The sequence below is a fragment of the Bradyrhizobium ottawaense genome, from assembly GCF_900099825.1.
Taxonomy (GTDB): Bacteria; Pseudomonadota; Alphaproteobacteria; order Rhizobiales; family Xanthobacteraceae; genus Bradyrhizobium; species Bradyrhizobium ottawaense_A.
This window is the reverse complement of record NZ_LT629693.1, coordinates 2,383,307-2,408,889: the sequence shown is the minus strand read 5'-3', so window position 1 is coordinate 2,408,889 and position 25,583 is coordinate 2,383,307. Positions and strand designations below refer to the sequence as shown.

Genomic DNA, 25,583 nt, shown 5'->3' with positions numbered 1-25,583 from the left:
GCGGATTCACCACACAGCCGATCTCCCGAGAGTTCGACGAGGCTGGTGTGAAACGCGACCGGCGCTGGTCAGAAGAGTTACGCGAACGCGAGCACGTCCAAAATCGGCCGACGCGGCTTCTGCGGCCAATTCGCCTCCGTCGGATAGCCGACGGCAACGAGCAGAGCCGGGACCTCATTATCACTGAGACTAAACTCACGTGACACGCCGACCGGATCAAACCCGATCATCGGCGTAGTGCCCAGACCCATCGCCTGCGCGGCGTGAATCAGTCCGCTTGCGCCAAAGGTCGCCGATCGAATTGCCTCATCGCGCTGGGTCTGAGGCTTCTCGAAGTAAAGCGATTTTGCTGCGGCTTCCCAGCCCGGCACCATCTCGACAGGCATGAAACCTGCCGCAACCGAGCCCGCCAGTCGATCAGCCATCACGTCAGCCACGGCCAGTTCACCGACCATGATGAAAGTGACGGCAGCTTCGGTAACCTTGGGCTGATTAGCCGCAACCGCCCGCAGCCTTGCTTTGGCTTCCGGCGACCGCACTGCTATAAAGCGCCAATTCTGCAGGTGGAACGCGGTCGGGGAGAATGTCGCCAGGCGCACCAGCTCACGAATTTCATCGTCGGGAATGCTTTTCGACGCATCGTAAAGGTTGGTGGTTTTCTGGCGCTCGATCGCTTCAATCACAGAAGTATTCATCGCAATATTCCTTTAGTTGAGCATTGTTTCGTGGATCGGGGCCGCGGGCGTCTCCGGACGTCGCGGCGCATGAGATTTGATCAAGTGAGATCGGCGGCCGTGACACGCAGCACTGCCGCGCCGGTGGTTCGGCGCTCTTCGAGATCATGGTGAGCCTCGATCAGCTGGCTAAACGGATAAAGATTGCTGGGATCGACCTTGAGAATTCCCGTCGCGATTGCGTCGAATAGGTCGGCTGCGGCGATCGCCAGATCTTCTGCAGTGGACGTATAGTGAGGGAGAATGGGCCACGTCAGATAAAGCGCGCGTGGTGCCAACTCGAATGGGTCCACCGGTTCCGGGAACCCAGACGCATTCCCGAATTGCACAAGCGTTCCGCGCGGCCTGAGAACTGCCAGCGACCCACGGAACGTGTCCGCCCCGACGGAGTCGAAAACAGCTGCCACGCCTTTGCCTGCGGTGAACGCGAGCGCTTCGGCGACGAAGTCTTCGGAGGAATAATTGATGACGTGGTCGCAGCCGGCATGACGTGCAAGCTTCGCCTTGGCGTCGCTGGACACTGTGCCGATCACCTTTAGGCCAAGTGCTTTCGCCCATTGAACGAAAATCTGGCCTACACCGCCCGCTGCTGCATGATACAGAACGGTGTCACCGGGTCGGAGCTCGATCACCTCTTTTAGCAGATAGCGAGCGGTGAGCCCCTTTAGAAAGGCACTAGCTGCCTGGTCGTCAGAAACACCTGCCGGAATGCGGACAAGCCGGTCTGCAGGATGCAAGCGGGCCGTAGCGTAGGCGCCAAATGCGATATCGCCATAGACGACGCGGTCACCCACGCTGACGTTCTCGACGTTTTTGCCAACGGCTTCGACTACCCCGGCGGCCTCGTCGCCGATGATCGCTGGAAAGGCAGGGACCGGAAGAGTACCTCTACGATAATAAACGTCGACGAAGTTGAGACCTATGACGGTGTTGCGGATCAATGCTTCATCGTCGCCCGGCTCATCCACGACGATGTCCTCGAACCTCAGGACTTCGGGAGGACCATATTCGTGAATACGGGCGACTCTCGCGGTGGTTGGCATGACATTTCGCCTTTCAAAAGCTCCAGTGATCATCGTTCGCCTGCTCGCAGAGCGGCGCGAATGTTACCTGGCAGTTGGTGGAGGATGGTCGCGGCCGGTGTGATTTGCCCGAAGGCGGAGGACCGGCCGCGGCGGCGTCTAAAGCTTGATGCGATCTCCGCTGGCTGACGAGACCGCTGCCTGTTCAAGCAGCCGCTGCATGAACAGGGCGTCCTCGAAGCTGGGCACGGTTCGCGAGCCGCTTGCGAGATCGCGAGCATGAACCTCGAAGAGATCGGCGAGCTCCAGCACGCCGCTAGGAAGATCAGAGGGTGGCAACCAGTTGTACGATGCGGGCACTGCGAGTGGCGCCATCCTGGTGTCCGCTACGCGGGCACCGAATAGATTATATTCTTCGCCCACGTCCCCGAATGCCGAGGTGTTGGTGATCTGCAAGTCACCATCATCACCCGTGATATCGATCTGAACGCCGGTGCCATGATGCTTCCCGCCCTCGATATGAACGGCGAACACCGCTCCGCTTGCGAGGATGCCTTGCAGCAGCAATTGATCCGGAACCTTCGTGCTGATCTCCTCGCCCGTTTCGACGATTGTGATTTCCGGCCATTGGTTGACAGAAACGGCCGAGATCTCAGTCGGACGGCCTACGATCGAGAAGAGCGGGTCCATCAAGTGCGCGCCGAAAATTGAGGTAACGCCCATGAAATTTTCGGGGAAGGCGCTCCAACGAAGCGCCTTGCTGCGATTTTTGCCGAAACCGCTCACCGTCACATGCATCCTGACCGAGCGCACACGACCGACGTAGCCATCGCCGAGAAGATCCTTCAGATAGCGCAGCCCTGGCGCGAACCGGCGTTGGGTGCCGAGAATGGTTTGCACACCGGCTTTTGCCGCAAGGTCGACCAGTTCAGCCGAGGTCTTCGAGTCCGGCGTCAAGGGCCACTCGCAGTACACGGTCTTCCCCGCAGCGATCGCTGCGCGTACCGCTTCCTCGTGCTGCGGACCTGTCGTGAGCACGAGGACGATGTCGACGTCTGGATGGCGAACCAATTCATCGATCGATCCGACGACATGCCGGATACCGAAGGTGTCCGCCGCAGACTGCGCGGCGTCGCGACGCTGGCTGTAGACAGCCGCCATTTCATATTGCGGCATAAGGCTGAGCACGCGAACGGGGCCGTTCAAGGCCCAGTTTCCGACGCCGATCAGGCCGACACGGATGATCGTGTGGTTGGCAGAGGGGGCACGGCTGTCGGCTATCGTCGATGAGGTGGACATGGGCTTCTCCTGCTTGTTGAAGCCAATATCGATTGCTTTTGTCTCGTTGATAATTAGGCTATTCTCGATTGGACCTTTCGGGATTTGCGAGAAATGGACACCCTGGAAGCCCTCCGCCTGTACGTAACGATAGCTGAGACCGGCAGCTTTTCAGCCGCCGCCCGCCAAGTGTCTGTTTCGACCTCAACGGTGACGGTCGCGCTTCAGCAGTTGGAAGAGCAGGCGCGTGTTAGTCTGATCACGCGATCGACCCGCAGATTGAGCTTCACGTTCGAAGGGCGACGTTTTCTCGCCGATGCTAGAAAGCTCTTGGCAGACTGGGACGCATCCATCGCCGGGGTTCAGGATGGGCCCTTGCGCGGCCCAATCCGGATGACGGCCACGCAAGATTTTGGCCGGACCGAAGTAGCGCCGCTGATCGATCGCTTCCTCGACTTACACCCCGCCGTACAAATTGCGCTGCACTTGTCCGATGGTGTCGTCGATCTCGTGGAGCAGGACATTGACCTAGCACTCCGCAATGGCCCCTTGGCGGATTCGGCTCTCAAGGCTCGACTGATGCTTCGAGGGCGCCGCGTGGTGTGCGCCGCGCCATCCTATTGGGCAAACCATGCTGCACCCAATCACCCAGATGACCTGGCCGCGCACAATTGCCTCGTCCACCCGCGCCCTGGATCGACCTTTTCTTCGTGGTCTTTCACCGTTGAGGGACGACCGGTTACGGTTCGTGTTGCGGGCAATCGCGTTGCCAACGATGGCGGCGTTCTTCGCCAATGGGCGCTCGACGGCCACGGCGTCATCATGCGAAACGATTTGGATATCCGCAAGGAGCTTGCCTCTGGCGCACTTGTCACCGCTCTCGACACGTTCGTGACTTCCAACGCCAATCTGTACGCTGTCACCGCAGGCAGCGTCTCCAGTCAGCGTGTGCGAACGTTCATCGATTTCCTGGCGAAGAATCTGGTCGCGGACTGACCGTTCGGATGCCGCTTTAACGACATTGCTCGCAAATCCCGAAAAGTCCTGTCGACATTCATCCGATTATCATCGTCTCGAAAATGCCCGATACCCCACGTGCACCAGAAACGACGGGCGGAGCCGCTGCCTTCGGTCTGGTCTGCTCACGGCTGTGAGCGTGAATCGAGATGAAGGACGCCTGTGATGAAGAAGATCCCCGTCTATGTGAACCCGTACGATAAGGTCCATTTTGGACCGTCGACTGTCATGACTCTGCACCGCTTCGGCATTTTCGATCCCGACGTCGCGCGCAGGGTTCCGACGCTGTCGCCTTTTTCTGCGAAGCTGACAGCTCATCTTCGTTTCCAGGGAATCCCCTTCGAACCCGTCGCCGAGCAGGGCGTTGGCAATGCGCCGCGTGGAAAGGTGCCTTTCATCACGGTCGATGGCGTGAAAGTCGCCGATTCCGACCTGGTCATCGGCTTTCTGAAGACCGCCTTTCCAGATCCCGACGCCGGTTTGAGCGACCATCAGCGCGCTGTCGGCCACCTCGTCCAGCGTACGCTGGAGGACCACCTCTATTGGATCGCGCTGATCTACGAGTTCTATGATCAAGAAGGTTCGGACTGGTTCTTCGAGCATGCCTTCGGCGGAATAGGCCCCGGCCTTCAGGGGCTGCGGGACGACATGGAAGACCGCACCTACAAGCAGGGCATCGCGCGTTATACGCCCGCCGAAATCGTGGACAAGGCGTCCAAGGACCTCGCGGCCGTCGCCGAAATTCTGGGCGAAAATCGCTATCTTCTCGGGACCGACCGGCCGACGTCTTTTGACGCGGTCGTCTTTGGAATGACCATCCTGGTCTATCAGCTCCGCGAGATGCATCCCAGGCTGACCGACTACGCCCGAAGCCTCCCGAACCTCACACAGTACATCGGCAATTTGCTTGCCGAGTTCTTCCCCGACCTCGATCGCGACTTCTAGGTCTATTGCCTGGAGTTTGCGGAGTCCTGGCTTTCATTTGAAGGAAAAAACCAAATGACCTCAGTGTCCGATACCTTCGACTACATCGTGGTGGGAGCAGGCAGCGCCGGCTGCGTCGTGGCCAGCCGCTTGGTCAAAGACCATGGGGCGACGGTGTTGCTTTTGGAGGCCGGGCCGCTCGACGACAATATGCTGATCCACATTCCCGCTGGCGCCGTCAAAATCGTGTTCGGCAAATCGCCCTACATCAAGCGCTACACTTCGACGCCCCAGCCCGCGCTCGAGGGGCGAGCCGTCGACATCATGCAAGGGAACGTCGTTGGCGGGGGAAGCTCGGTCAACGCCATGACCTACGCCCGCGGCTCCAAGGACGACTATGACCGTTGGAACACGTTATCCGGCGATGCGGGCTGGGGCTGGGACGATCTGGTCCCCTACTTCCGCAAGCAGGAGGGCAACGTCAGGCTGGAGAACGCCGCGCACAGTGGAGACGGGCCTCTCAAGGTTTCCGACCCGGCCTACATCTCCGAGGCCGCCAACATCTTCGTCCGGACGCTGCAAAAACTGAAAGTCCCTTTCACCGACGATTTCACGGGCGGTCAGCTGCACGGCGTGGGGTACGAACAATCGACGACCTTTCGAGGAAAACGCCGCAGCTCGGCGGACTCGTTCTTGAGGCCGGTGATCGGCGACGAGCGGTTGACCCTGGTTACCGAAGCGAGGGCCAACCGGGTGCTGTTCGACGGTCAGCGGGCGATCGGGATCGAATACGTCAAAGACGGGAAGGTTCATCAGGCGAAGGCGACGCATGAAGTCGTCTTGACGGCCGGGGCGCTCGCCACGCCCAAGCTCCTGATGCTTTCAGGGATCGGACCCGCCGATCACCTGGCCCAGTTCGACATCCCAGTCGTAGCCGACCTGCCCGGCGTCGGCCAGAATCTGCAAGATCACAACGAAGTCTTTCTGTCGCTTTCGACGAAGGGCCCGTTTGGTTATTTCGGCGAGGACGCAGGGATCAAGCTGATCCGGAACGTCATTCAGTATTACGCTTTTGGCACAGGCCCTATCGCTTCCACGGGATCCGAGACGATGGCGTTCGTCAATTTGGACGATCCCGCCGGGCCGCCAGATATCCAAATCTATTGCATTGGTCTGATGTGGCCGACACTGACGGTCAAGCCACGCAACGCCGTTACGCTTCTGGCCAATTTGGTTCGCCCGCTTTCCTACGGGTCCGTCCGCTTGAAATCGGCGCTTCCAGAGGATGACGCTGAGGTCGATCCGAATTGGATGAGCGATCCGGAAGACACGCGACGCCTATTGAAGGCGCTAAAGTATCTCCGGACGATCGTCGCAACAGCACCGTTCATTGACATCGTGGAAGAAGAGCTGTCGCCGGGACAGGCAACAACGGACGACGCGGAGCTCGTCGAATACATGAAAGCGACGACGCAGAGCAACTTTCACCCGGTCGGCACCTGCCGCATGGGCAGGGCGGAAGACCCCACGACCGTGGTCACGCCCGACTTGCGGGTCAAGGGGATAGACGGCCTTCGGGTCATGGACGCCTCCATTATGCCCAGGATCATCAGCGCCAACACGAACGCCACCGTCATGGCGGTCGCCGACAAGGGCGTCGATCTTCTGACTGGGACCTACACAGGGCGCGTTGCCGCCGCGCAGTAACCGGACGCCTTAGCCCTAGAAGCTCCGCCCAGGATTTTCGGACTCCGGCTTCCGCAGCGTTCGCCCGTCGGCGAATACCGTTCTGCAAGGCGCCGTCAACGCCGCACTCGAGGCGCTGGCCGCGGCCTGGCTCTTGAGCTCGCTCCGACCAGAGTGAACGCAGTCTCGCCCGGACTGATCGCGACTCCATTGTGGGCCGGCATGGCAGAAACCGAACGCGAGGCAATGTTTGCCAGCGTATCTGAGCGATTGCCGATCCGGCGCATCGGAGAATCTTCCGATGTTGCGAACGCGGTATTGTACTTGGCATCCACCCCGTTCGCGACAGGTTCGACTGTGGTGGTGGATGGCGGCGGCACTATCGCGGGGTGAGGTGGTCTTAGATGATCCCTCTCTGTCAAACTGAAATCGGGAAACGGCCGCTTGTGTGAAGGTTTGCGGATGGCGGCCCATGAAGGTGGCGCGGTGGTCACGGGGGCCGGCGTACGCAAACCTCCAGGGGAGGAAACCGCGGGAGGCGTGGCGAGGTGGTGCGTCAGGCGCTATGGGGATTTAGCTGCTGCCGGTCTTTTTCCGAGGTGGGTTGGGAGCTTTCTCGGCAGGCGATCGCGGGCGCTACGAAGCGGGTCGGCCGGTTGCAAGGAGCAGAATCGGAGTTGCGCGGCGGTGATGGAATGAGACGGCGACTATCGTGAGCAGCGCGACGGCGAGCATGGTCATTGCCGACCGATAGCCGGCGCAGCGGAACTGCAGCACTGGGATGTTGCATCGAACGTGATCTGATCATGATGTGTCGATTCTGATCGTGGCAGGGGCTGCGGCGGGACGGGTGCGCGGTGAGCATCCGCGCTGGAACCTCTCGATGATAATCATGTGACCGCCGCAGCACGGGCACGGCTGCGATAGCGGCTTGGGTTCCTCAGTCTCGGCGCGCCTTGTATCCGCGGCCTCGGGCTGTGCCGTTGATGGGTCGAGCAATCGGCGCGCTCGGACGATGTTACCGGCGCGCGTGCCGCTGGCGAGCAGGCCGTAGTGGCGGATGCGGTGGAAGCCGTGCGGCAGGACGTGGGTCAGGAATCTGCGGATGAACTCGGCGGTACCGAGTGTCATGACCTTCTGGCGATCACGACCTTCGGTGCGATAGTCCTTCCATCGGAAGGTGACGCCGTTGCGGTCGCAGGCAATCAATCTGCTGTTGGCGATGGCGACACGGTGGGTATAGCGCGACAGATAGGCCAAAACGGCCTGTGGCCCGCCGAACGGGCGCTTGGCATAGACCACCCATTCGACACGGCGCAATGGGGCGAGATACGCGACGAACGCCTGTGCGTCAGCGAGGGCGGCGTGGCCGCCGAAGAACTTCAGGTGGCCGGCTTTGTGGGCCGCGATCAGCTTCTCCAGGAACAGTCGGCGGAACAGGCGAGAGAGCACGCGCACCGGCAGGAAAAAGCCGGGCCGGCACGCCACCCAGCGCTCGCCGTCGAATGAGATTCCGCCGCCCGGCACGATCATGTGCACGTGCGGATGATGGGTCATGGCGGAGCCCCAGGTATGGAGGACCGAGGTGATGCCGACGCGGGCGCCGAGGTGCTTGGGGTCGGCTGCGATGGTGATCAGGGTCTCGGCGGATGCCTTGAACAGCAAATCATAAATGACAGCCTTGTTCTGGTAGGCGATGTCGGCGACGGCCGCCGGCAGTGTGAACACGACATGATAGTACGGCACCGGCAGCAGGTCGGTCTCGCGCGCCGCCAGCCAGTCCTTTGCTGCCGCGCCCTGGCACTTCGGGCAGTGCCGGTTGCGGCAACTATTGTACGAGATCTGGCTGTGCGCGCACTGCTCGCAGCGCGCGACATGGCCGCCGAGGGCCGCCGTGCGGCAGTTCTCGATCGCCGACATCACCTTGAGTTGGCCGAGGCTGACATGGCCGGCATTGGCCCGGCGCCATGCCGGGCCGTGGCCGCGGAAGATATCCGCGACCTCCAGCGATGGACGCGACACGCGCCGCGCTTCAGGCGGGCGGTTCGGCGCCCTCCCTGAGCTTGGCTGTAATGCGATCGAACGGGCTCACGATCTCCCGGATGGTCTTGGTGGCGACACGCGTATAGAGCGCGGTGGTGTCGAGCTTGGCATGTCCCAACAAGACCTGGATCACCCTGATATCGGTGTTCTGCTCCAGAAGATGCGTCGCAAAGCTGTGTCGCAGGGTGTGAACGGAATTCCCTTCGATCCGCAGAAGCCGGCCCTGACGTCGGGAATCAGGCTTGGCACTTCTGCCGGAACCACACGCGGCTTTCGGGAAGAAGAGTTCAGGGAAATAGGCGCCTTGATACTCAGGACTTTGAGAGCGCTCGTATCCGGAGATTCTTCGGCAGAAAGCGCGCCGGTGATCGAACGAGTACGAGATCTCTGTCGATCGTATCCGATCTATCCTGAGTCCAGCCGCTGGTTCAACCGTCGAGGTTCGTGATGCCCTTCAAAGAGATTGCGAGTGAATCCCGTCAGCAAAGTCTCGAGCTGTTCAAGGCCGCTCCTGACGCGATGCAGGCCTTTCAAGGCCTGATAAGAGTTGCATCCGGAGAAGGCGAGCTATCGCCTAAGACGAAGGAACTCATGGCGCTTGCAATCGCAATCAGCGTGAAATGCGAGGGGTGCATAGTGTTTCACGTTCAAAACGCCATCCGGCACGGTTCAAGCCGGCAAGAAGTGATAGAAACGATCGTTGTGGCGATCGAGATGGGTGGCGGTCCGGCCACCGTCTACGGCGGGAAGGCTCTCGCCGCCTTCGATGAACTGGCGAAACCGCGTGGAACGGTTCGTTCATGAAGCCGGCGCTCCGTGCCGCCAACCTTAAGGGCGTCAGGGATAAGGGGCGTCAATTTGCCAGGTCAACGAAGGCTACTCAAGCATCTCTGCACCGGTAATGAATCCCGACAATCGGCTTGTTGCCAGCATCACCGTACTCGGTCCGCAGTCGCTGGTTGATTGGGCCGTAGACGGACCTATCGCCAACGCCGTCCGTCCGACGGCCGCCAAGATTGCATTGGCGCTCGGCCAGCGGCCTGCGGCTGATCTATCTCCGGATCTGCGATCCAAGGGTAGATCCCGCCTGTAATGCGGCGCGGAGACCTCCGCGTCGGCAGGGAGCCTCGCTGGAGGGCTTCGGGAAGTCGGCGCGGCTCACAATCGCGGTTGCGCCGTCCTGAAGTCCTGCAGCACTCGGAGCCGACGATCGGGCGGAGGGCCCTGTGAGCCCGCCGCGACCGCGTACAGAGTGGTGGACCATAAGGTAGTGAATCGCGGCCGCTTGGTACAAGATTTTCGAAATTGAGGCATTCTACGGCGCAGCGGTATTTAGTAGCGGACTCCGTTGCGGGGCGCTAAGGGGAGTTAAATCGCCTTAGCTTTGGGGTGCCTCTCTGGCCCGTCTCAGGCCCGTCTCGCGGGAGAGAATTCCTGCCGGCAACGACCAAGGCGTCTGAGAAACGGCTGACAGTCGCCGATTGCCCGAATTATCGAGACCGGGACCTTCCGGTTGGTTGTATGTCGTGCAAATGTCGCCCAAAAGGTGGCGGGGGGGCCGGGGCGCCGGCCAGACAGTGACACGGTTTTTCATGGCCAAACGGCGCGGCAAATCGTCAGGCGGTACGGCTCTATTAATTCTGCTCGGCGCTTTGGTCGCTGTGGTTTCGGCTGTCTACCGCTTTATGTTGGAGCATCCGGCCGCGATTGGCTTAGGCGCCTTCGTTTGCGGCCTTATCCTGATCCTTTACCTGATAATCCGCGCCAGAACCGGGGGTAAGAACTCTCTCGGTAGCGGCAGGGCTCCGTCCCCCGATACTGGTATTCGACCCAGGCCTCCTGCGAGCCCGACGGCCGCATCGGAGGGCCGGTCACCGCCCGCGCGATGGGTTCGCGCCGGGGAATCCGTGAAATTTGGCAATGCGCAGCTATCGGGCGGGATGTTCTACTACGGCGACTGGCTGCCGGTGGCGGATGGCGGCACCCGACAATACGCCATCAATCCAAGACTACCGGCTTCAGGCGCGGCGGACGTCGAGGGCCGCACGATGCCGTACTGGCCGTCATATGCGGAGATTTCGCCGGCTGCGCGACGCGCCTTCCTCGATTGGATGGCCGGAGGGAGGCGGAATCCAGCATACGGCGTCGGATTGGTGTTTCTTTTCTTCTACGGCCTGGAGCACCGCCTGTTCGTGGAAGGAGGAGACGATGCGCCCCTGGTTGTCCGGGAGGTCGAGAGGCTTCTTGCGATCTATGGTGCCAACAACTCATTCCATGGTTATGCGGTCAATTTCCTCTGTTTCGCCAGGCTCGCTCAAGGCGGACGCCCCGATCTGCAGAAACTCTCCCCCGAGCGCAGCGGCGGGGCGGAAATGGATTTGCCGACCCGTCTCTACCTCGGCGAGCGCCTGGCTGCGTCGCCGACGTTGTCGGCCGAAGACGCGTTGCGTTGGGTATTGGCGATGCCGGACACGTATCTAAGAACGCCGGCGGTCCGCTGTTTCGACGAATTCGTCGAATTGTGGCGGTTGCGGTTTGCTCAGCGATTTCCCTCCGGCCTTCCAGTAGCTGGAAAAGACAGGATTTCGCTGCAATACCGGGCGGCGAGCGGTGCGTTCGACGTCGAGGTCCGCGGTCCGCACGAGCAGTACGTCGATGTAAGTCGGATCACGAAACCGATGCCCGGCCTGCAGAAGATCGTCGCGGACTGTACCGACGAGCTCGACGCGTTCAGCCGCCTGGTCGGTCGCAGGCCATCCGCTCGGAATGCGATGGCCGCGGCAACCTTGCTCCCTTCGGACCTGCAGCAGAGCATGACTTCTGGCGCGATTGCCGACTTCCGCCGGCAAATCGAGACGGTCACGGGGAATCAGGGGCGCGGAAGCAGCACGGCGCAGATCGTGCTGGAGATGGCGGGCATCGACGTGCCTGCCGACGGTAAAATCCCGGCCGCATCCGCCGACGAACTTGGACGGGCGCTCGATTTGATCGGAGTGGCAATCGAACCTGATCGACGGTACGGAAGCAGTGTACCTCGCGCGGACGAGCAGGTGTTCGTATTCAAGGCGCCGAACGGCGGTCCGGTCGATCCCGCACGAACGCCGTTCAGAGCGATGCGGGCGCAAGTTGAGGTCGCGGTGCTGGCAGCGGCGGCTGATGGAGACGCCTCTTACGAGGAACTGCAACGCACGATCACAAGAATTCGCTCCGCCCCCGATCTGTCCGGGGTAGAGCAGGCCCGCCTTATCGCCTTTGCGGTGACGACCTTCAACAGTCCGCCGAAGCAGGCAAGGGTAATGCGCAGACTCGCTGAAACGACCGAAAGCGAACGTCAGGCAATAGCGGACGCAGCAGTCGCCGTGATCGGCGGCAACCGGAACGTTGACGCCGGCGAAGTCAAATTCCTCGAACGGCTTCATAAGTCTCTCGGATTGCCGAAGGAACGCGTCTACTCGGGCCTCCACAGCGCTGCGGCCCAGCGGTCCGACGATCCCGTGCCTATCAGCGAGGAAGCTCGGGCCGCAGGGGTACCGATACCGAAGGAAGCGCCATCGCAAATCCCTCCGGCGATTTCCGCAAGAGGGATCTCCATCGATGCCGCGCGATTAGCGCGAACGCTCCGGGATACCGAGGCGGTGTCGGCGCTACTTTCGGATATCTTCGCGGAAGAAGTCGTTGCTCCGCAACCGCCGCCGGTCGAACAGGCCGCACTCGAAGGGCTGGACGGACCGCATACCGAATTGGTGGAACTTCTGGAGCTTCGCGGGTCGATGACGCGATCGGAGTTCGAGCGGCATGCAAAAGAAATGCGATTGTTGCCGGACGGGGCCATCGAACGCATCAACGACTGGTCGTTCGACCGCTTTGACGAGCCGCTGATCGAAGACGGAGAGGAAGTCGTCGTGATGCCGCATCTGAGAGGAAAGATAGCAGAGATGAAGGATAAGGCCGCATGAGCAAATCCGCCAAGACGATACGGCCCAGGGAGCGCGACACCATCATCCAAGCGTTGTCGGCCGGCGTGGTGCCGCGCTTGGGATTGGCTCACATCCAGGTCGGTCGCTCCGCAGAAATCGCCGCAATGCTGCGTGACATCGATCGCATTGCGGACTCCGGCGCGGCCGTGAGGTTCGTTATCGGGGAATACGGCGCGGGAAAGACCTTCTTCGCGAGCATCGTTCGCCTCATCGCTCTTGAGCGGAAATGCGTAACGATGCACGCCGATCTGTCGCCCAACAGGCGCATTCACGCGAGCGGCGGCCAAGCGCGCGCTCTCTATTCGGAAGCCGTGAACAACATGGCGACGCGTAACAAACCCGAAGGCGGCGCCCTCCAGAGTGTCATCGAAAGGCTCGTGACCGACGCTGCGAAGGAAGCCGGGGAGAGGAACGTGCCGGTCGAGGGGGTGATCGACGGGAAGCTTGGGCCGGTCACCCAGTTTGCCGGCGGATACGATTTCGCCACCGTATTGAAGGCGTATTGGCGGGGGAGCGAAGAGTCTAACGATGCTCTGAAGCAGTGCGCCATCAGGTGGTTGCGCGGCGAATATTCGACCAAGACCGAGGCGAAGAAGGACCTCGGAGTGAGGACGATCATCGACGACGAGAACGTCTATGACTCACTGAAATCGTTGGCATGTCTTGTCAAGGTTGCCGGCTATGCAGGCCTGTTGGTGATGTTCGACGAGATGGCCAACATCTACAAGCTGCAGAATTCTCAGGCCCGGAAGCAGAATTACGAGCAGCTTTTGGACATCGTGAACGACTCGCTCCAGGGTACTACGTCCGGCATCGGATTCATCATGTGCGGGACGCCTGAATTTCTGCTTGATACCCGTCGCGGGTTGTTCAGCTATGAGGCGCTTCAATCGCGGCTTGCGGAGAATACGTTTGCAAGCGGCGGTCTTGTCGATCTATCCGGCCCGGTCATTCGACTTCAGAGCCTCACGCCCGAGGATCTGCTGGTTCTGCTTGGCAACATCAGGATGGTATTCGCAAGCGGGGATCCGTCGAAATACCTGGTGCCGGACGAGGCGCTGACTGCGTTCATGGGACACTGCGATCGTAAGATCGGGGAGGCATACTTTCGCACTCCGCGATCGACCGTGAAGGCATTCGTCCACATGTTGTCCGTGCTCGAACAGAATCCCGGCACCAGGTGGGAGGATCTTCTGGATCAAATACCGATCGCGCCGGATGCGCCGGACGTTTCAGTGGATGCCGACGGGAACGGAGACGGCGATGAGCTCACCAGCCTCCGACTCAACTCTTGAAGGCGCTTACGACAAGCTTCATCCGACGATCCGTCGGTGGATCAGGGATCAAGGCTGGGACGAGCTTCGGGAAATCCAGGCCCGCACCATCAATTCGGTGCTGGAAGGCGATCGCGACATCCTGATTGCGGCGACGACGGCGGCCGGAAAGACTGAAGCCGCGTTCCTGCCGATTCTGACGCAGGTCGCGGGGCGGAAAGAACCAGGATTTTCCGTGCTGTACGTCAGTCCGTTGAAGGCGCTCATCAATGACCAGTTCAAGCGCCTGGACGAACTATGCGAAAACATGGGAATTCCTGTTGTGAAATGGCACGGGGATGCACCGCAGGCCGAGAAGAAAAGGGCGCTTTCCAAGCCGCAGGGTATCGCTCTTATCACCCCCGAGTCGATCGAGGCCATGTTGACCCGGCGTCCGGCCGATGCGGTGCGGCTGTTGTCGGCGGCCGCGTTCATCGTGATTGACGAACTTCATTCTTTCCTGCAGGGGCCGCGGGGGCTCCATGTGGCGAGCCTGCTCCGCCGCATCGACGCGATGTCGAAAACGCCCGCGCGGCGCGTCGGTCTATCCGCGACAATCGGCGATCTTCCGCAGGCTGCGGCCTGGTTACGTCCGGCGGTGCCGCATTCGGTCGAGATACTCGAGGCAAAGTCCGACTCACCGGAGCTAAGAATTCAGATCCGAGGTTACGTCGAACCATCCGAATTGGATGATCCGGATCACGCCGAAGGTGCCTCCGGTGCGGAGGAAGTGCCGAGGAGGATCGCGCTGGACGATATTGCAGATCATCTGTTCGAGACGCTTCGGGGGACAAACAACCTGGTTTTCGGCGGTTCGCGCCGGACGGTGGAATCCGCCGCCGACCGGCTTAGGAGGAGGTGCGACAAGGCGAAGGTTCCGAATGAGTTCTTTCCTCACCACGGCAGCCTTTCAAAGACTTTGCGCGAGGAGCTTGAGGATCGCTTGAAGGATGCAAAGCTGCCTACGACCGCTATCTGCACGTCGACCTTGGAACTGGGAGTCGACATCGGATCCGTGAAGTCGGTGGCCCAGATCGGCTCGCCGAGATCGCTATCCTCGTTAAAGCAGCGTCTTGGACGGACCGGCCGGCGGCGTGGGACGCCGTCGATCTTACGGATTTACGTGCGCGAGCCGAACATCGATCAGGAATCTGGCGTAATAGATAGGTTGCGGCCCAATACGATCCGATCGGTCGCCGTGGTCCGGCTTCTCCTGGAAAGGTTCGTCGAGCCTGCAGGTCAGGTTCCGGAAATAGCGTCTACGCTCATCCACCAGATACTGTCCGTGATCGCCGAACGAGGAGGGATAAGGGCGCGACCCTTGTACGATCTATTGTGCGGCCCGGGTCCATTCGCCTCGATCTCTGTGTCCGAATTCGCCGACCTGCTTCGACACCTCGCATCGGAGGCAACCAAGTTCGTCGAGCAATCTAGCGACGGCACCATCATGCTCGGAAAAGAGGGCGAGCGGATCGTCCAGTCGCGCAATTTCTTTGCCGTTTTTGAGTCTGCGGATGAATGGCGGCTTACGGTCGGGGGAAGGACGCTCGGTACCCTTCCGATTTCCTTCCCGGTTCACAAGGACAGCCTCGTCGTCTTTGCCGGCCAGCGCTGGATCGTGCAGGACCTCGACGAGAAGACGAACACTCTTTTCGTGGCACCGCATCCGAGCGGGGTGGTGCCCCGGTTCGAGCGGGCCGACGGAGAGCGTCTTCACGATCGCCTGGCGGCGGAAATGCGGCTGGTCTACCTGTCATCCGACGAGCCGGCCTATCTCGACGACAAAGGGCGCGCCCTGTTGGCTGAAGGGAGAGAGATGTTTCGAGCCCTCGGCTTGGAGACGACGACCTTCGTCCAGGAAGAGAAAGACCTCCACGTCTTTCTCTGGCGAGGATCCCAGGCGACCGCAGTATTCGGTGCCGCGGCCGCCATGGCGGGGTTACCCGGAGAGGTTCACGATTTGGGTCTTACGCTTGCTAAGACAAACTCTCCTGAGGCGTTAACCAAACTGAAGCGACTGGCTGAGGCCAACCACATCGACGCTACCGAGGTTGCAGCCTTCGTTCAGAATATTGCGGCGGGGAAGTTCAGGGAGCAGGTCCCGGAGCATCTCGCTCGAACGTTATGGGCCCGACAAAACACATCGGAAATCAGCGGAATAATCGGCATGGCGCGGACCTTATGCTAGGCGCGCCCGTCGGAACGCGTTCACGGACCGGCAACGCGTTTCAACAACAGAGGGCAGATGTACAAAGTCGCGGGAACGCTCAATCTCAGTGCCGGCGATCTGGTGGGACACCTGAATTGCCGCTATCTGACTGCGCTCGATCTCAGGGTTGCCAACGGCGAATTGGATAAGCCGAAGGTTTGGGATCCCGTGCTCGAAGTGCTGGCGGAACGCGGAACGCTGCACGAGCGGGGTTTCATCGAGCACATCGAAGCAAGCAGTCTGACGGCAACCGTCGTCGAAGGTGTGGGCGTCGACGCCAAGTCGCTTACCGCCACTAATGCCGCCATGGTCAGGGGAGACGCGATCATCGTGCAGGGGGCGCTGCAGGCTGGACGCTGGAACGGCCGCACCGACGTTCTTCGGAGGGTGGAGACGCCGAGCCGGTTCGGGCCTTGGTCCTACGAAGTGATCGACACCAAGCTCGCTCGCGAGACGAAGGGCAATACGGTCCTTCAGATATCGCTCTACTCTGACCTGCTGTCGGAGACCCAGGAGGCCGAGCCGACTTCCGCCTTCGTCGTTACGCCGGGTACGAACTTCGTCCCCGAGGCGTACCGGATCGCCGATTATGGCGCATACTACCGGCACGTCCGGAGCAGTCTGGAGAGTTCTGTCTCGGGATCCGTCGCCGGCGACGCCTATCCTGAGCCGATAGAACATTGCGAGATATGTCGTTGGCGCCGTCACTGTGACGAGAGGAGGAGGGCTGACGATCACATGTCGCTAGTCGCCGGCATCAGCAAATCCCAGATCGGCGAGTTGAAGAGGCACGGCGTCGAAACCACGGCGGCGCTCGCGGCTTTGCCGTTGCCGCTTCAGTGGAGGCCCGATCGGGGAGCGGCCAAGAGCTTCGAGAAGATCCGGGAGCAGGCCCGGATCCAGGTCGAGGGGCGCACGAGCGGTACGGTGGTTTACGAGACCTTGCCCCCGATCGCCGGCTTCGGTCTGTCTCGCCTTCCGGAGCCCTCTTCGGGAGATATCTTCTTCGACTTCGAGGGCGACCCGTTCGTCGGCGACGGCGGTTTGGAATTCCTGTTCGGGTATGTCTACTCGGACGAGGACGGCTCCGCACAGTACGTCGGCGATTGGGCTTCAAATCGGCAGGAGGAGAGGGCTGCATTCGAGCGCTTTGTCGATTTCGTGACCGAGCGCCTGAAGGTCCATCCCGGCCTGCATATCTACCATTTTGCTCCCTATGAGCCGGCGGCAATGAAGCGCCTGATGGGACGCTATGCGACGCGAGAAAACGAGGTCGACGGCTTGTTGCGGGCAGAGATATTCGTCGATCTCTTTGCCGCCATGCGGCACGCCATTCGAGCGAGTGTGGAGAGCTATTCGATCAAGAAGCTCGAGCCGCTCTATTCGTTCGTCAGGACCGTGCCGTTGGAGGACGTGGGCGGGGTGATGGCTCGGACGCAGGCGCGCCTCGAACTGGCGGACGGCGCCGGTATTCCCGAAGGCGACAAAGCGACGATCAGGGGCTACAATCGGGATGATTGCGCGTCCACCGAAGCGTTGCGTCGTTGGCTAGAAGCCGTACGAGCAGACCTCATCGCTAATGGCGCCGTCATCGAGCGGCCGGCGGCGGCGACATCCGAGATCAGCACCGAACTCGACGAATGGCAAAAGAAGGTAGCGGCGCTTGTTGCGCGTCTGACGGACGGCGTATCCGACGACGTCGAGGAACGCAGCGCCGAACAGCATGCGCGCTGGCTTCTTGCTTTCATGTTGGATTGGCACGGGCGGGAAAAGAAGGCCGTCTGGTGGGAATACTTCCGGCTTCGCGATTTGTCCGCCGAAGATCTTCTCCATGAGCGCGCCGGCCTGGCAGATCTAGCGTACGTGGAACAGGCCGGCGGCACCGCTAAGGCGCCGATACATCGCTACCGGTTTGCGCTGCAGGATACCGACATCCGGGCCGAGGACGACCTCAGGAGCATCGGGGGCGACAAATTCGGACGCGTGGTCGCCATTTCGCTCGACGAGCGCACGATCGACATCAAGAAGCGTGGAGACACGGCCGCCGTTCATCCCGAGGCAGTCTTCGCCCATAACTTCGTCGATACGCAGGTGCTTGCCGACTCGCTGATGCGGATCGGCGTGTACGTGGCGGATCACGGAATGTCCGGGGAAGGGGACCACCGCGCTGCCCGCGACCTATTGATGGCCGTGGCGCCTCGTCTTCGGGGGCAGGAACTACAGGTGGACGGCGAGGCGACGCTGGCAGCGGCGATCCGCATAGCGCTCAATCTCGACAGCAGCGTCTTTCCGGTACAGGGGCCCCCCGGTGCAGGGAAGACGCATACCGGCGCTCGCATGATCTGCGCCCTCGCAAAGGAAGGGAAGACCGTCGGGATCACGGCGAACAGCCACAAGGTCATCCGCAATCTTCTCGATGAGGTCGTCATCGCGGCCAGCGAACAGAATATTCCGATCAGGTGTATCCAAAAGCTCTCCGACAAGGAAGACGATCATCCAGGTCTGCGGTTCACCACCGACAATGCAGCTTTTCTCGATGCTCTGCATGCCGACTGCAGGGCGGGGGGCGGGACGGCTTGGTTCTGGGCGAGACCTGACGCCGCTCGCAGCGTCGACGTGCTTTTCATCGACGAAGCCGCGCAGATGTCGCTTGCGAACGTTCTGGCCGTCTCCCAGGCCGCTGAAAGCATCGTGTTGTTGGGCGACCCTCGGCAGCTCGAACAGCCAATCCAGGGAAGCCATCCCGACGGTGTCGACGTCTCGTCGCTCGACCATATTCTCGGCTCTCACGCCACGGTACCGGCCGACCGAGGTCTTTTCCTTCCGGAGACTTGGCGCCTGCATCCGCTGATCTGCTCGTTCAACTCGGAGCTCTTCTACGACGGCCGCTTGCACCCCCGCCCAGGCCTTGAGAACCAGGCGATCAAGTCGACGGGCAGGCTTAGTGGCGCGGGCCTTCGCTACCTCCCCGTAGCACACGAAGGGAATCAAAGCTCGTCGCGGGAGGAGGCCGATGTGATCGACAGCCTCGTTTGCGAAATCCTGGCGGGCGGGACAACTTGGATTAATCGTGAGGGAGTCGCAGCGCCGGTCGGATTGGAGGATATATTGATCATCGCTCCGTATAACGCACAGGTGTTCGAACTTCAGGAGCGCATTCCCGGCGCCCGGGTCGGGACGGTAGACAAGTTTCAGGGGCGCGAAGCGCCGATCGTGATCTATTCGATGACGACTTCGAGCCACTCGGATGCTCCGCGCGGCATGGAGTTTCTCTATAGCGCCAACCGTTTGAACGTGGCGACTTCGCGTGCGAAATGCATCTGCGTCGTCGTAGCGTCGCCCCGCTTGTTCGAACCGGAGTGCCGGACACCCCGGCAGATGCAACTTGCAAACGCGTTCTGCAGATATCTGGAGTTGGCAAAGCAATTGTAGTTGTCGGCCGTTTTAGCACATTGCGATCAAGAAAACGGGCTATGCTGACGCACCTGCGCTTGTACTTGGCCAGCCCCTTATCCCTCGCAGGGTTGGTAGCGGCTCAACGGCACGAAGAGATTACTGAAACGCAGCGAGTGAATCGGAAGGTTGCCTTGTAGAATACTCGCCAAGCAACGCGGGGTAGAAATGGAAATTGATTTTTTTCTTTCGCAAGGTCCCCATCCCACTGAGATGGAAGGGCTTGAGGAAATGCGCCGGGTCCTTCCCAGAAACTGGAAGGGTTTTGCGAATTTCATCATGCGAAGCCGCGCTAACTCGATCCGGCGTTCAATCGACAGGTCCTTCAGGACAGCGTGGGCGCGGTTCTTCGCCTGCTCCCTCAACGTTCGATAGGTCTCCGTGAACGGAAGCCATGCCAGTGGCTTTCTTCAGAGATCCAGCGATCCAACTGTCGGTTGGCGCTTCCAGTTCTAAAGCTAAGCGTACTTAGCTATCGGGATTCAGAGGGACCCCAACCGGCTCCGACGTCGAATGAATCTGGGCTTGGCCCAATTACTTTCTTCAGATCAACTGTTAGGGGGCTGGTTGTAAGAAGCGGTTCGATATCGCGGGGAGCCGCCCACGAAAGGACCGTCAAGCCCGCCAGCAAGAGAGCCAGGTAATTCTCGTAGGAAATTTGAAGGGGCGCTTCTATGAGCTGACAGGCCAACGCTAACTGTGGATAGTGGGCGATCGCGCCTCCCTGGATAATGCACGGTCGGAAACCCCTGCGTCGCCGCTTGTAGGATTGAGCCGGTCGAGCATCGCTTGAGCAGTGAATCAATCGCAGGCATGGTTTGGACATATCGACCTCCAGATTGCGGGCATAGATCTCGATGCCCTTCGGACCGGCCTTATGCGTGATTTTGTGCGGCGGCATACTGCGACACAGAGCCGGCGCTTCTCAGACTACTATTAGGTAGTGCCACGGACAGAGTGAACGTTTCCAAAACGCCGTAAATTCTCGCTTATACGAGCAAACTTAAGTGTGACTATTTCATTCGATGGGCGGGTTGATTTCGCAGCCTCGTCGCATTTGCGGGGATTTGGAAGGATTCACTCACTGTGCAGCCATGCGTCAGATACCAAGCATCCACGAGGTTTCTCTATTACCCTTGTCAGGGATGAAAGGGTTGCCCTGTCGAGATCGCGTATGAGCAAATCAGGAATCGGTGATCGGGCTAGATCCCACTTGGTTTCAAATCGTCCGTAGTCGCGAGCGGGTGAATAGCGGTCGACCGACTGGATCCGTTCGGCTCGCGCGAAGCAGAACATAACTATGCGCGATACGGATCTATTCCACCGGGTTCTGCGCTTCCTGACGACCGTTGGGTTGCCCGTGGCCGTGGCAATTGCAGAAGGCGTGCAACCGTGGCTGATCTATGCCGTCCTGGGCGCGATCTTGGCGTTCTTGGGAGACGAGGGTGGGGCGCCGCTGCGGCGCCTCGGCTACATGACGATCGGGCCCGCGGGATTGATCGTAGGCGCTGCGGTGGGAACGGCCACCTACTCGCTGCCAGTCATATTTTTGATCATAATATTCGTGCTCGGGCTGTTCTATGGCATGGTCGAGGGCGGGCACACTCATTTGCTCTTGCTGGCGCGCTTTATCGGTTACGGCCTGGTGATGGGCAATGCGGTAACGCCGCTCAATCTCGCCGATTGTGCCGCCGCCGGCGCTCGCTTGGGGTACCTCGTTGCTGTGGGATCTAGCTCGGGGGCGACTTCGTCCGCTCGGCGTGCCGCCGATCGGTGACGCCACGAAAGCGGAGCTCTCGAACTGGCGGACGCGATGGAGTTTTTCGCTGTGCGCCGGTCTTGTCATCGTCGCAGCCAATTTGGCCGGAGCGTGGCTCGGTCTCGGACATCCCTATTGGGCGACGCTGACCATTCTCGTCGTTCTACGAAGCGAGATGGCGCCAAGTGCAGACCTGATCACCGACCGTGTGCTCGGTACATTGCTAGGTGTGACTGCAGTGGCGTTGCTGGTCACGGCCGCGCCAGGCCAAGGATCGCTACTCGCCGGGATGATCGTCGCGGCGGCTCTGCGCTGGCCGGCATTTCGTATACACGTCGCGTTGGGCACGGCGACGATTACCGCATTTGTGTTGTTGCTTGGCGAGCTTCTTGCGGCCTCGTCACCGGCGGCAAACCGTCTACTTCAAGACCGGCTGCTGGCGACCATGGTGGGGTGCTGCTTTGCGATGGCTGGCATCGGTCTTTATCGGATTTTCGAGGGTCGATTGAAGGCGGCGCCGATCGTGGAGGAGCATAGTGTATAAGAATGCCCGGCAGTGAACTGGCGTCTTGGGATGTCACCCCCCAAGGTAGTACAGTCATCTATTCGCCCAATCTGCAAGAAGCAGCTTTGCGCTTTGAAGGTCGGCGGTATCAAAACCCTCGGTAAATCTGGAATAGACGGAGTTCAGCAAATGGCATGCGTCACCATTTCGACCCTGACTATGGTGCAACCGACCTAAGCTCAAAGCACCGCGCAACTCCCACGACAAAGCCCCTTGGTGCCGCGCCAAATCTAACGATCGGCGGAAGCAGTCTTCGGCGGAGCGGTCGTTCGCTTGATCCGACAACAGAAGAATTTCGCCCTTAAGGCGTAGCGCCTCTGGCATCCACCAGAAGCCACTGTTTCGCTCCGTGCGATTTAACGCCTCGTCGATTGCAGCAAGACCGGCATCGAATTGACCGCGCATCGCGAGGACCTCGGCTAGGCTGCTGAGAAATGCCGTGTGAAGAACTTCGTACTGGGAACTACGTAATCCGTCCAGGCAGGTACAAAGCAATCGCTCTCCCGCGGCAAGATCGCCTCTTTCCACGGACAGCAGCCCTTCGAACCCCAGACCGCAAGCAAAATAGTTGTGTAGGGCGTGATTTTCGGCATGGTCTTTAAGCTGTGCAATCGATCGCTCGGCCGCGTCCAAATCTCCGAGCCTGAGCGAAATGGTGCACCCGCACCAGGTTAGTGCGAAGCAAAGCGAAACGGGATGCCAGCCGGCCCTTGCGTCGATCAGGATTTCCTGAGTGCTCCGGGTCGATTGATCGAGTAAGCCGCACAACCATTGGACTTGCGCCACAACGCAGTGGGCCTGAATCGAATGATCTATCCCAGAACGTACGATATGAGCTCGTCGAATTTCCTTAGTGTTGTGTTGTTGCGCTTGCTTGGCGTAGGTCAGCGCTTCGTTGATTTGCCCTAGGAAGAACAATGAGCAGCTAAGTTGACAAGCCGCGGCTGAAATAGCGACTGGGTCGGTAGCACCTTCAGCGATTGCTTCGGATCGCCGGGAAATTACGAGCGCGCCCTGGAAATCTTCGAGGCGAAGGCTGAAGATATTCAGACCGACAAGTGCGCGTAGCTGGTAATCAAGGTCTCGTAGGCTTTCGGCGAGCTCGGTTGCCCTCGTTAGTGCTGCATGGGCACGACTGCTCATTCCCCGAGTGAACATCAACGCCAGGCCGAAAGCGGCCTGCAATATCATTTCCCGGCGAGCGTTCTGATCCGTCGATTGGCGAAGATCAAGAGCCTTACCCATCCATCCGTGACATTCTGTCAACAGCGACATCTCCAGCCAAAGAGGTGCAGACGCGGCAGCCAGGTTCACGGCAATGGACAAGTCGCCCGCCGGCGCGAAGGACCAATTTAGCCCGGCTCGAATATTGTCGATCTCGGACGTCCATGCGGCGGCGGAGTTTTCTCCTCCCGGCTTGGTCCAAGCCGTCATGAGCAAATCTCGGTAATAGGTCGCATGACGGCGGCAAGTCATGTCTCGCTCGCCACTTTCTGCGAGCAACGCAAGAGCAAAGGCTCGCGTGGTTTCAGGTAGTCGAAAGCGGACTTTGCCGTAGCTCATGTCAACCGCAATCAACGACTTCATGGCCAGGTTTGCCACTTGATCCGCAGCGTCGAATTCCGCCTTATCCGAGCCCCCAGCAACGGCACCGGCTGCCTCAAGGGTAAAGCCAGCAGCAAAGACTGCGATGCGCCGAAGAACTGTCTGCTCCTCCTTACCGAGTAGCTGGTAGCTCCAATCTAGAGCTTCGTTCATTGTCTGATGGCGGGGAAAGCTTGTACGACGGCCCCCGGTCAAAAGCCGCAGGCGATCATCCAGACGCGCTGCGAGACCTGCGATGCCGAACATGTCAATCCTGGCGGCTGCCAACTCGATCGCTAAAGGTATTCCATCCAGTTCATGGCAGATGCGGCACGCGCTCGCAGCGTCCGCGTCAGTCAAATCGAATTTGTTCATTGTAGCGGCCGCGCGTTCAACGAAGAGCTGGACCGCCTCAAACTTGAGAGCTTCGGCTGCGTTAATGTGCGTCGAGAAAGGCGGGGTCTCCAGCGCCGACAGCCGGCGTAGCCGTTCTCCTTCCACCCGCAATGGTTCGCGGCTAGTCGCAAGTATGCTTATTCCGCGAGTTTCTCTCAAAAGGCTCGATACAAGATCGGCCGCGGCTCCGATGACATGCTCGCAGTTGTCGAGTACAAGCAGCTTTTGCCTGTCTCTCAACGCAGCGATCAAGCTGGGGAGCGGATTGTCGCTACGAATTGCCAACCGCAGGGCGGACGCCAGTGCTGTGAGTACAAGGCTAGGGGTTGAGACAGGGGACAGGTCAATCAACCAAACGCCATCTGGATAACTGGATATCAAAACTTCAGCAGCGGCGAGCGCAACGGACGTTTTACCGATGCCGGCTTGTCCGACGACGGTGATTAAGCGGTGGAATTGGAATTGGGCGGCGAGTGAATTGATCACCTCGGAGCGCCCAATAAGAGGTGTCAAACAAACTGGCAAATTATGCTGGTTGTTCAGCGAAAGTGCGGCTGCCGTTGGTGCCTGAGTGATACATACGGGAGCGACAAAACGATAGCCACGGCCGTGGACGTTGACCAGAAAATGATTGCCCCCCCGACCGTCACCGAGTGCACGGCGTAACGCGGCGACATGAACGGTGAGATTGGCGGGTTCTACGATGGCATTTGGCCAAATCCGAGCCATAAGCTCGTCCTTGGTGACTAAGGTGCCTGCGCCCTCGACTAGAGCAATCAGAACATCGAAGGCTCGACTGCCGAGCCGCACGGGTCTTTCACCTTGCAGAAGCAGTCTCTGCTTCACGTATAATCGAAAGGGTCCGAACGAAAATACAGGATCCTCTTCTAGTCTGGAAAGCATTCCCGTGATGCTCTCAGGCGAGTTCGAGTCGGACAAGCGTGAGACGAGGGCGGAATTGCTTGGCTACACCGGCCATGGGTTCCCCTCGGCTCCGAACGCCCAAAAGAAGGTGCCCGGGGGATGACCGCCGAGATTAACCAGCCATCGGCCCGAGTATACCTTCTAGAAAGCGCTATTACACGTCGTCGGTGCATCTTCAACGCAGTGCGCGAAATCGACTAATAAATTAATCCAAAAACTGCCTAGTTTGTCCAAAGGCCGGCTTTCAGACATCGACCCAGAAGAGAGGGTCGCTTTCAAGCGCACCGTTATTTTTTTAAGTGTTCATCTAGAATGGACTTGGTGAGGACGAAGCAGTCCGCGCCGACAGCTATGCCGCAATAGATCGTGACCTGGGTGAGCACTGCACGAAGGTCGTTTGGTGAAAGCCCGTTCGTGATCGCCCCGCGAACGTGGTTGCTGAACTCTCCCATCTTGCCGATGGCGGCGACCATGCCTAGGGTGAGGATGCTGCGCTCGCGAGGCGAAAGAGTCTCGTCGCCCCACACCTCCCCCCAGCAATACTCCGTGGCCAGCCGTTGGAAATCCCGATTGAAGTCGTCGAGGTTCTCAAGGGCTCGGTCCACGTAAGCGTCTCCCAAAACTTGGCGTCGTTTTGCGAGACCGCGATCGAAAAGGTTTCTATCCATGTGCGTCACTGCTCCGGAGCGAATGTCATGT

At 60.0% G+C, this 25,583-nt stretch carries 17 protein-coding genes and 2 pseudogenes; 12 read left to right on the top strand and 7 right to left on the bottom strand.

Going from position 1 to position 25,583, the window contains the following annotated elements; genetic code table 11:
* Positions 1–77: 77 nt before the first annotated feature.
* From BLR13_RS11140 to BLR13_RS11130, 3 genes are all read right to left on the bottom strand, one after another.
* The gene (locus BLR13_RS11140; RefSeq protein ID WP_074824424.1) at positions 78–695 is read right to left on the bottom strand and encodes a nitroreductase family protein; all 618 of its coding nucleotides are present in this window, start codon (positions 693–695) and stop codon (positions 78–80) included.
* 80 nt (positions 696–775) lie between these two features.
* Positions 776–1,777 carry a quinone oxidoreductase family protein gene (locus BLR13_RS11135; RefSeq protein WP_074824428.1) on the bottom strand — a complete coding sequence of 334 codons (1,002 nt, stop codon included), beginning with the start codon at positions 1,775–1,777 and terminating at the stop codon, positions 776–778.
* A gap of 138 nt (positions 1,778–1,915) precedes the next feature.
* Positions 1,916–3,055: a Gfo/Idh/MocA family protein gene (locus BLR13_RS11130; RefSeq protein WP_074824431.1), complete on the bottom strand. Its 1,140-nt coding sequence runs from the start codon at positions 3,053–3,055 to the stop codon at positions 1,916–1,918.
* A gap of 93 nt (positions 3,056–3,148) precedes the next feature.
* On the opposite strand from BLR13_RS11130, the gene BLR13_RS11125 reads away from it, so the two are divergent.
* The 4 genes and pseudogenes from BLR13_RS11125 to BLR13_RS11110 form a co-directional block, all read left to right on the top strand.
* Positions 3,149–4,030, top strand: a complete 882-nt coding sequence (locus BLR13_RS11125; RefSeq protein ID WP_074824433.1) for a LysR family transcriptional regulator — start codon at positions 3,149–3,151, stop codon at positions 4,028–4,030.
* A gap of 186 nt (positions 4,031–4,216) precedes the next feature.
* A complete protein-coding gene (locus BLR13_RS11120) occupies positions 4,217–4,996 on the top strand; it encodes a glutathione S-transferase family protein (protein ID WP_074824436.1) in 780 nt (259 codons plus the stop codon).
* A 54-nt stretch (positions 4,997–5,050) separates the two neighbouring features.
* Positions 5,051–6,682, top strand: a complete 1,632-nt coding sequence (locus tag BLR13_RS11115; RefSeq protein ID WP_074824439.1) for a GMC family oxidoreductase — start codon at positions 5,051–5,053, stop codon at positions 6,680–6,682.
* 43 nt (positions 6,683–6,725) lie between these two features.
* A pseudogene (locus tag BLR13_RS11110) lies at positions 6,726–7,054 on the top strand (SDR family oxidoreductase); the annotation flags it as partial.
* A 411-nt stretch (positions 7,055–7,465) separates the two neighbouring features.
* Here BLR13_RS11110 and BLR13_RS11105 read toward each other — a convergent pair.
* Together BLR13_RS11105 and BLR13_RS11100 are read right to left on the bottom strand one after the other, a co-directional pair.
* The gene (locus BLR13_RS11105) at positions 7,466–8,683 is read right to left on the bottom strand and encodes an IS91 family transposase (RefSeq protein WP_074824446.1); all 1,218 of its coding nucleotides are present in this window, start codon (positions 8,681–8,683) and stop codon (positions 7,466–7,468) included.
* 10 nt (positions 8,684–8,693) lie between these two features.
* Positions 8,694–8,900 (bottom strand): annotated as a pseudogene (locus BLR13_RS11100) (tyrosine-type recombinase/integrase); the annotation flags it as partial.
* Between BLR13_RS11100 and BLR13_RS40080 the strand changes: the two are divergent.
* The 8 genes from BLR13_RS40080 (at position 8,814) to BLR13_RS11065 (ending at position 21,959) form a co-directional block, all read left to right on the top strand.
* Entirely contained in the window at positions 8,814–9,152 is a 339-nt protein-coding gene (locus tag BLR13_RS40080) for a hypothetical protein (protein WP_143039751.1), read from the top strand. The pseudogene BLR13_RS11100 and the gene BLR13_RS40080 sit on opposite strands and share 87 nt — an antisense overlap.
* Positions 9,152–9,508 carry a carboxymuconolactone decarboxylase family protein gene (locus BLR13_RS11095; protein WP_074824452.1) on the top strand — a complete coding sequence of 119 codons (357 nt, stop codon included), beginning with the start codon at positions 9,152–9,154 and terminating at the stop codon, positions 9,506–9,508. Before BLR13_RS40080 ends, BLR13_RS11095 begins: the two co-directional genes overlap by 1 nt.
* Before the next feature lie 1,103 nt (positions 9,509–10,611).
* Positions 10,612–12,660, top strand: coding sequence for a TerB N-terminal domain-containing protein (locus BLR13_RS11090; protein WP_244525146.1), 2,049 nt, complete (start codon positions 10,612–10,614; stop codon positions 12,658–12,660).
* Positions 12,657–13,976: an ATP-binding protein gene (locus tag BLR13_RS11085; protein ID WP_074824457.1), complete on the top strand. Its 1,320-nt coding sequence runs from the start codon at positions 12,657–12,659 to the stop codon at positions 13,974–13,976. The genes BLR13_RS11090 and BLR13_RS11085 overlap by 4 nt, the downstream gene beginning before the upstream one ends.
* The gene (locus tag BLR13_RS11080) at positions 13,945–16,182 is read left to right on the top strand and encodes a DEAD/DEAH box helicase (protein ID WP_074824461.1); all 2,238 of its coding nucleotides are present in this window, start codon (positions 13,945–13,947) and stop codon (positions 16,180–16,182) included. The genes BLR13_RS11085 and BLR13_RS11080 overlap by 32 nt, the downstream gene beginning before the upstream one ends.
* 57 nt (positions 16,183–16,239) lie before the next feature.
* Entirely contained in the window at positions 16,240–19,635 is a 3,396-nt protein-coding gene (locus BLR13_RS11075) for a TM0106 family RecB-like putative nuclease (protein ID WP_074824464.1), read from the top strand.
* Positions 19,636–20,956: 1,321 nt separating this feature from the next.
* Positions 20,957–21,433 (top strand): hypothetical protein, encoded by a 477-nt coding sequence (locus BLR13_RS11070; RefSeq protein WP_074824466.1) that lies wholly within the window; start codon positions 20,957–20,959, stop codon positions 21,431–21,433.
* Positions 21,417–21,959: an FUSC family protein gene (locus tag BLR13_RS11065; protein WP_074824469.1), complete on the top strand. Its 543-nt coding sequence runs from the start codon at positions 21,417–21,419 to the stop codon at positions 21,957–21,959. Before BLR13_RS11070 ends, BLR13_RS11065 begins: the two co-directional genes overlap by 17 nt.
* Positions 21,960–22,013: 54 nt before the next feature.
* Here the strand turns inward: BLR13_RS11065 and BLR13_RS11060 are convergent, their stop codons facing one another.
* Positions 22,014–24,770, bottom strand: coding sequence for an ATP-binding protein (locus BLR13_RS11060; RefSeq protein WP_157793697.1), 2,757 nt, complete (start codon positions 24,768–24,770; stop codon positions 22,014–22,016).
* Positions 24,771–25,171: 401 nt separating this feature from the next.
* Complete coding sequence (locus BLR13_RS11055; protein ID WP_244525145.1) at positions 25,172–25,489, bottom strand: carboxymuconolactone decarboxylase family protein; 318 nt, start codon at positions 25,487–25,489, stop codon at positions 25,172–25,174.
* Positions 25,490–25,583: the final 94 nt, after the last annotated feature.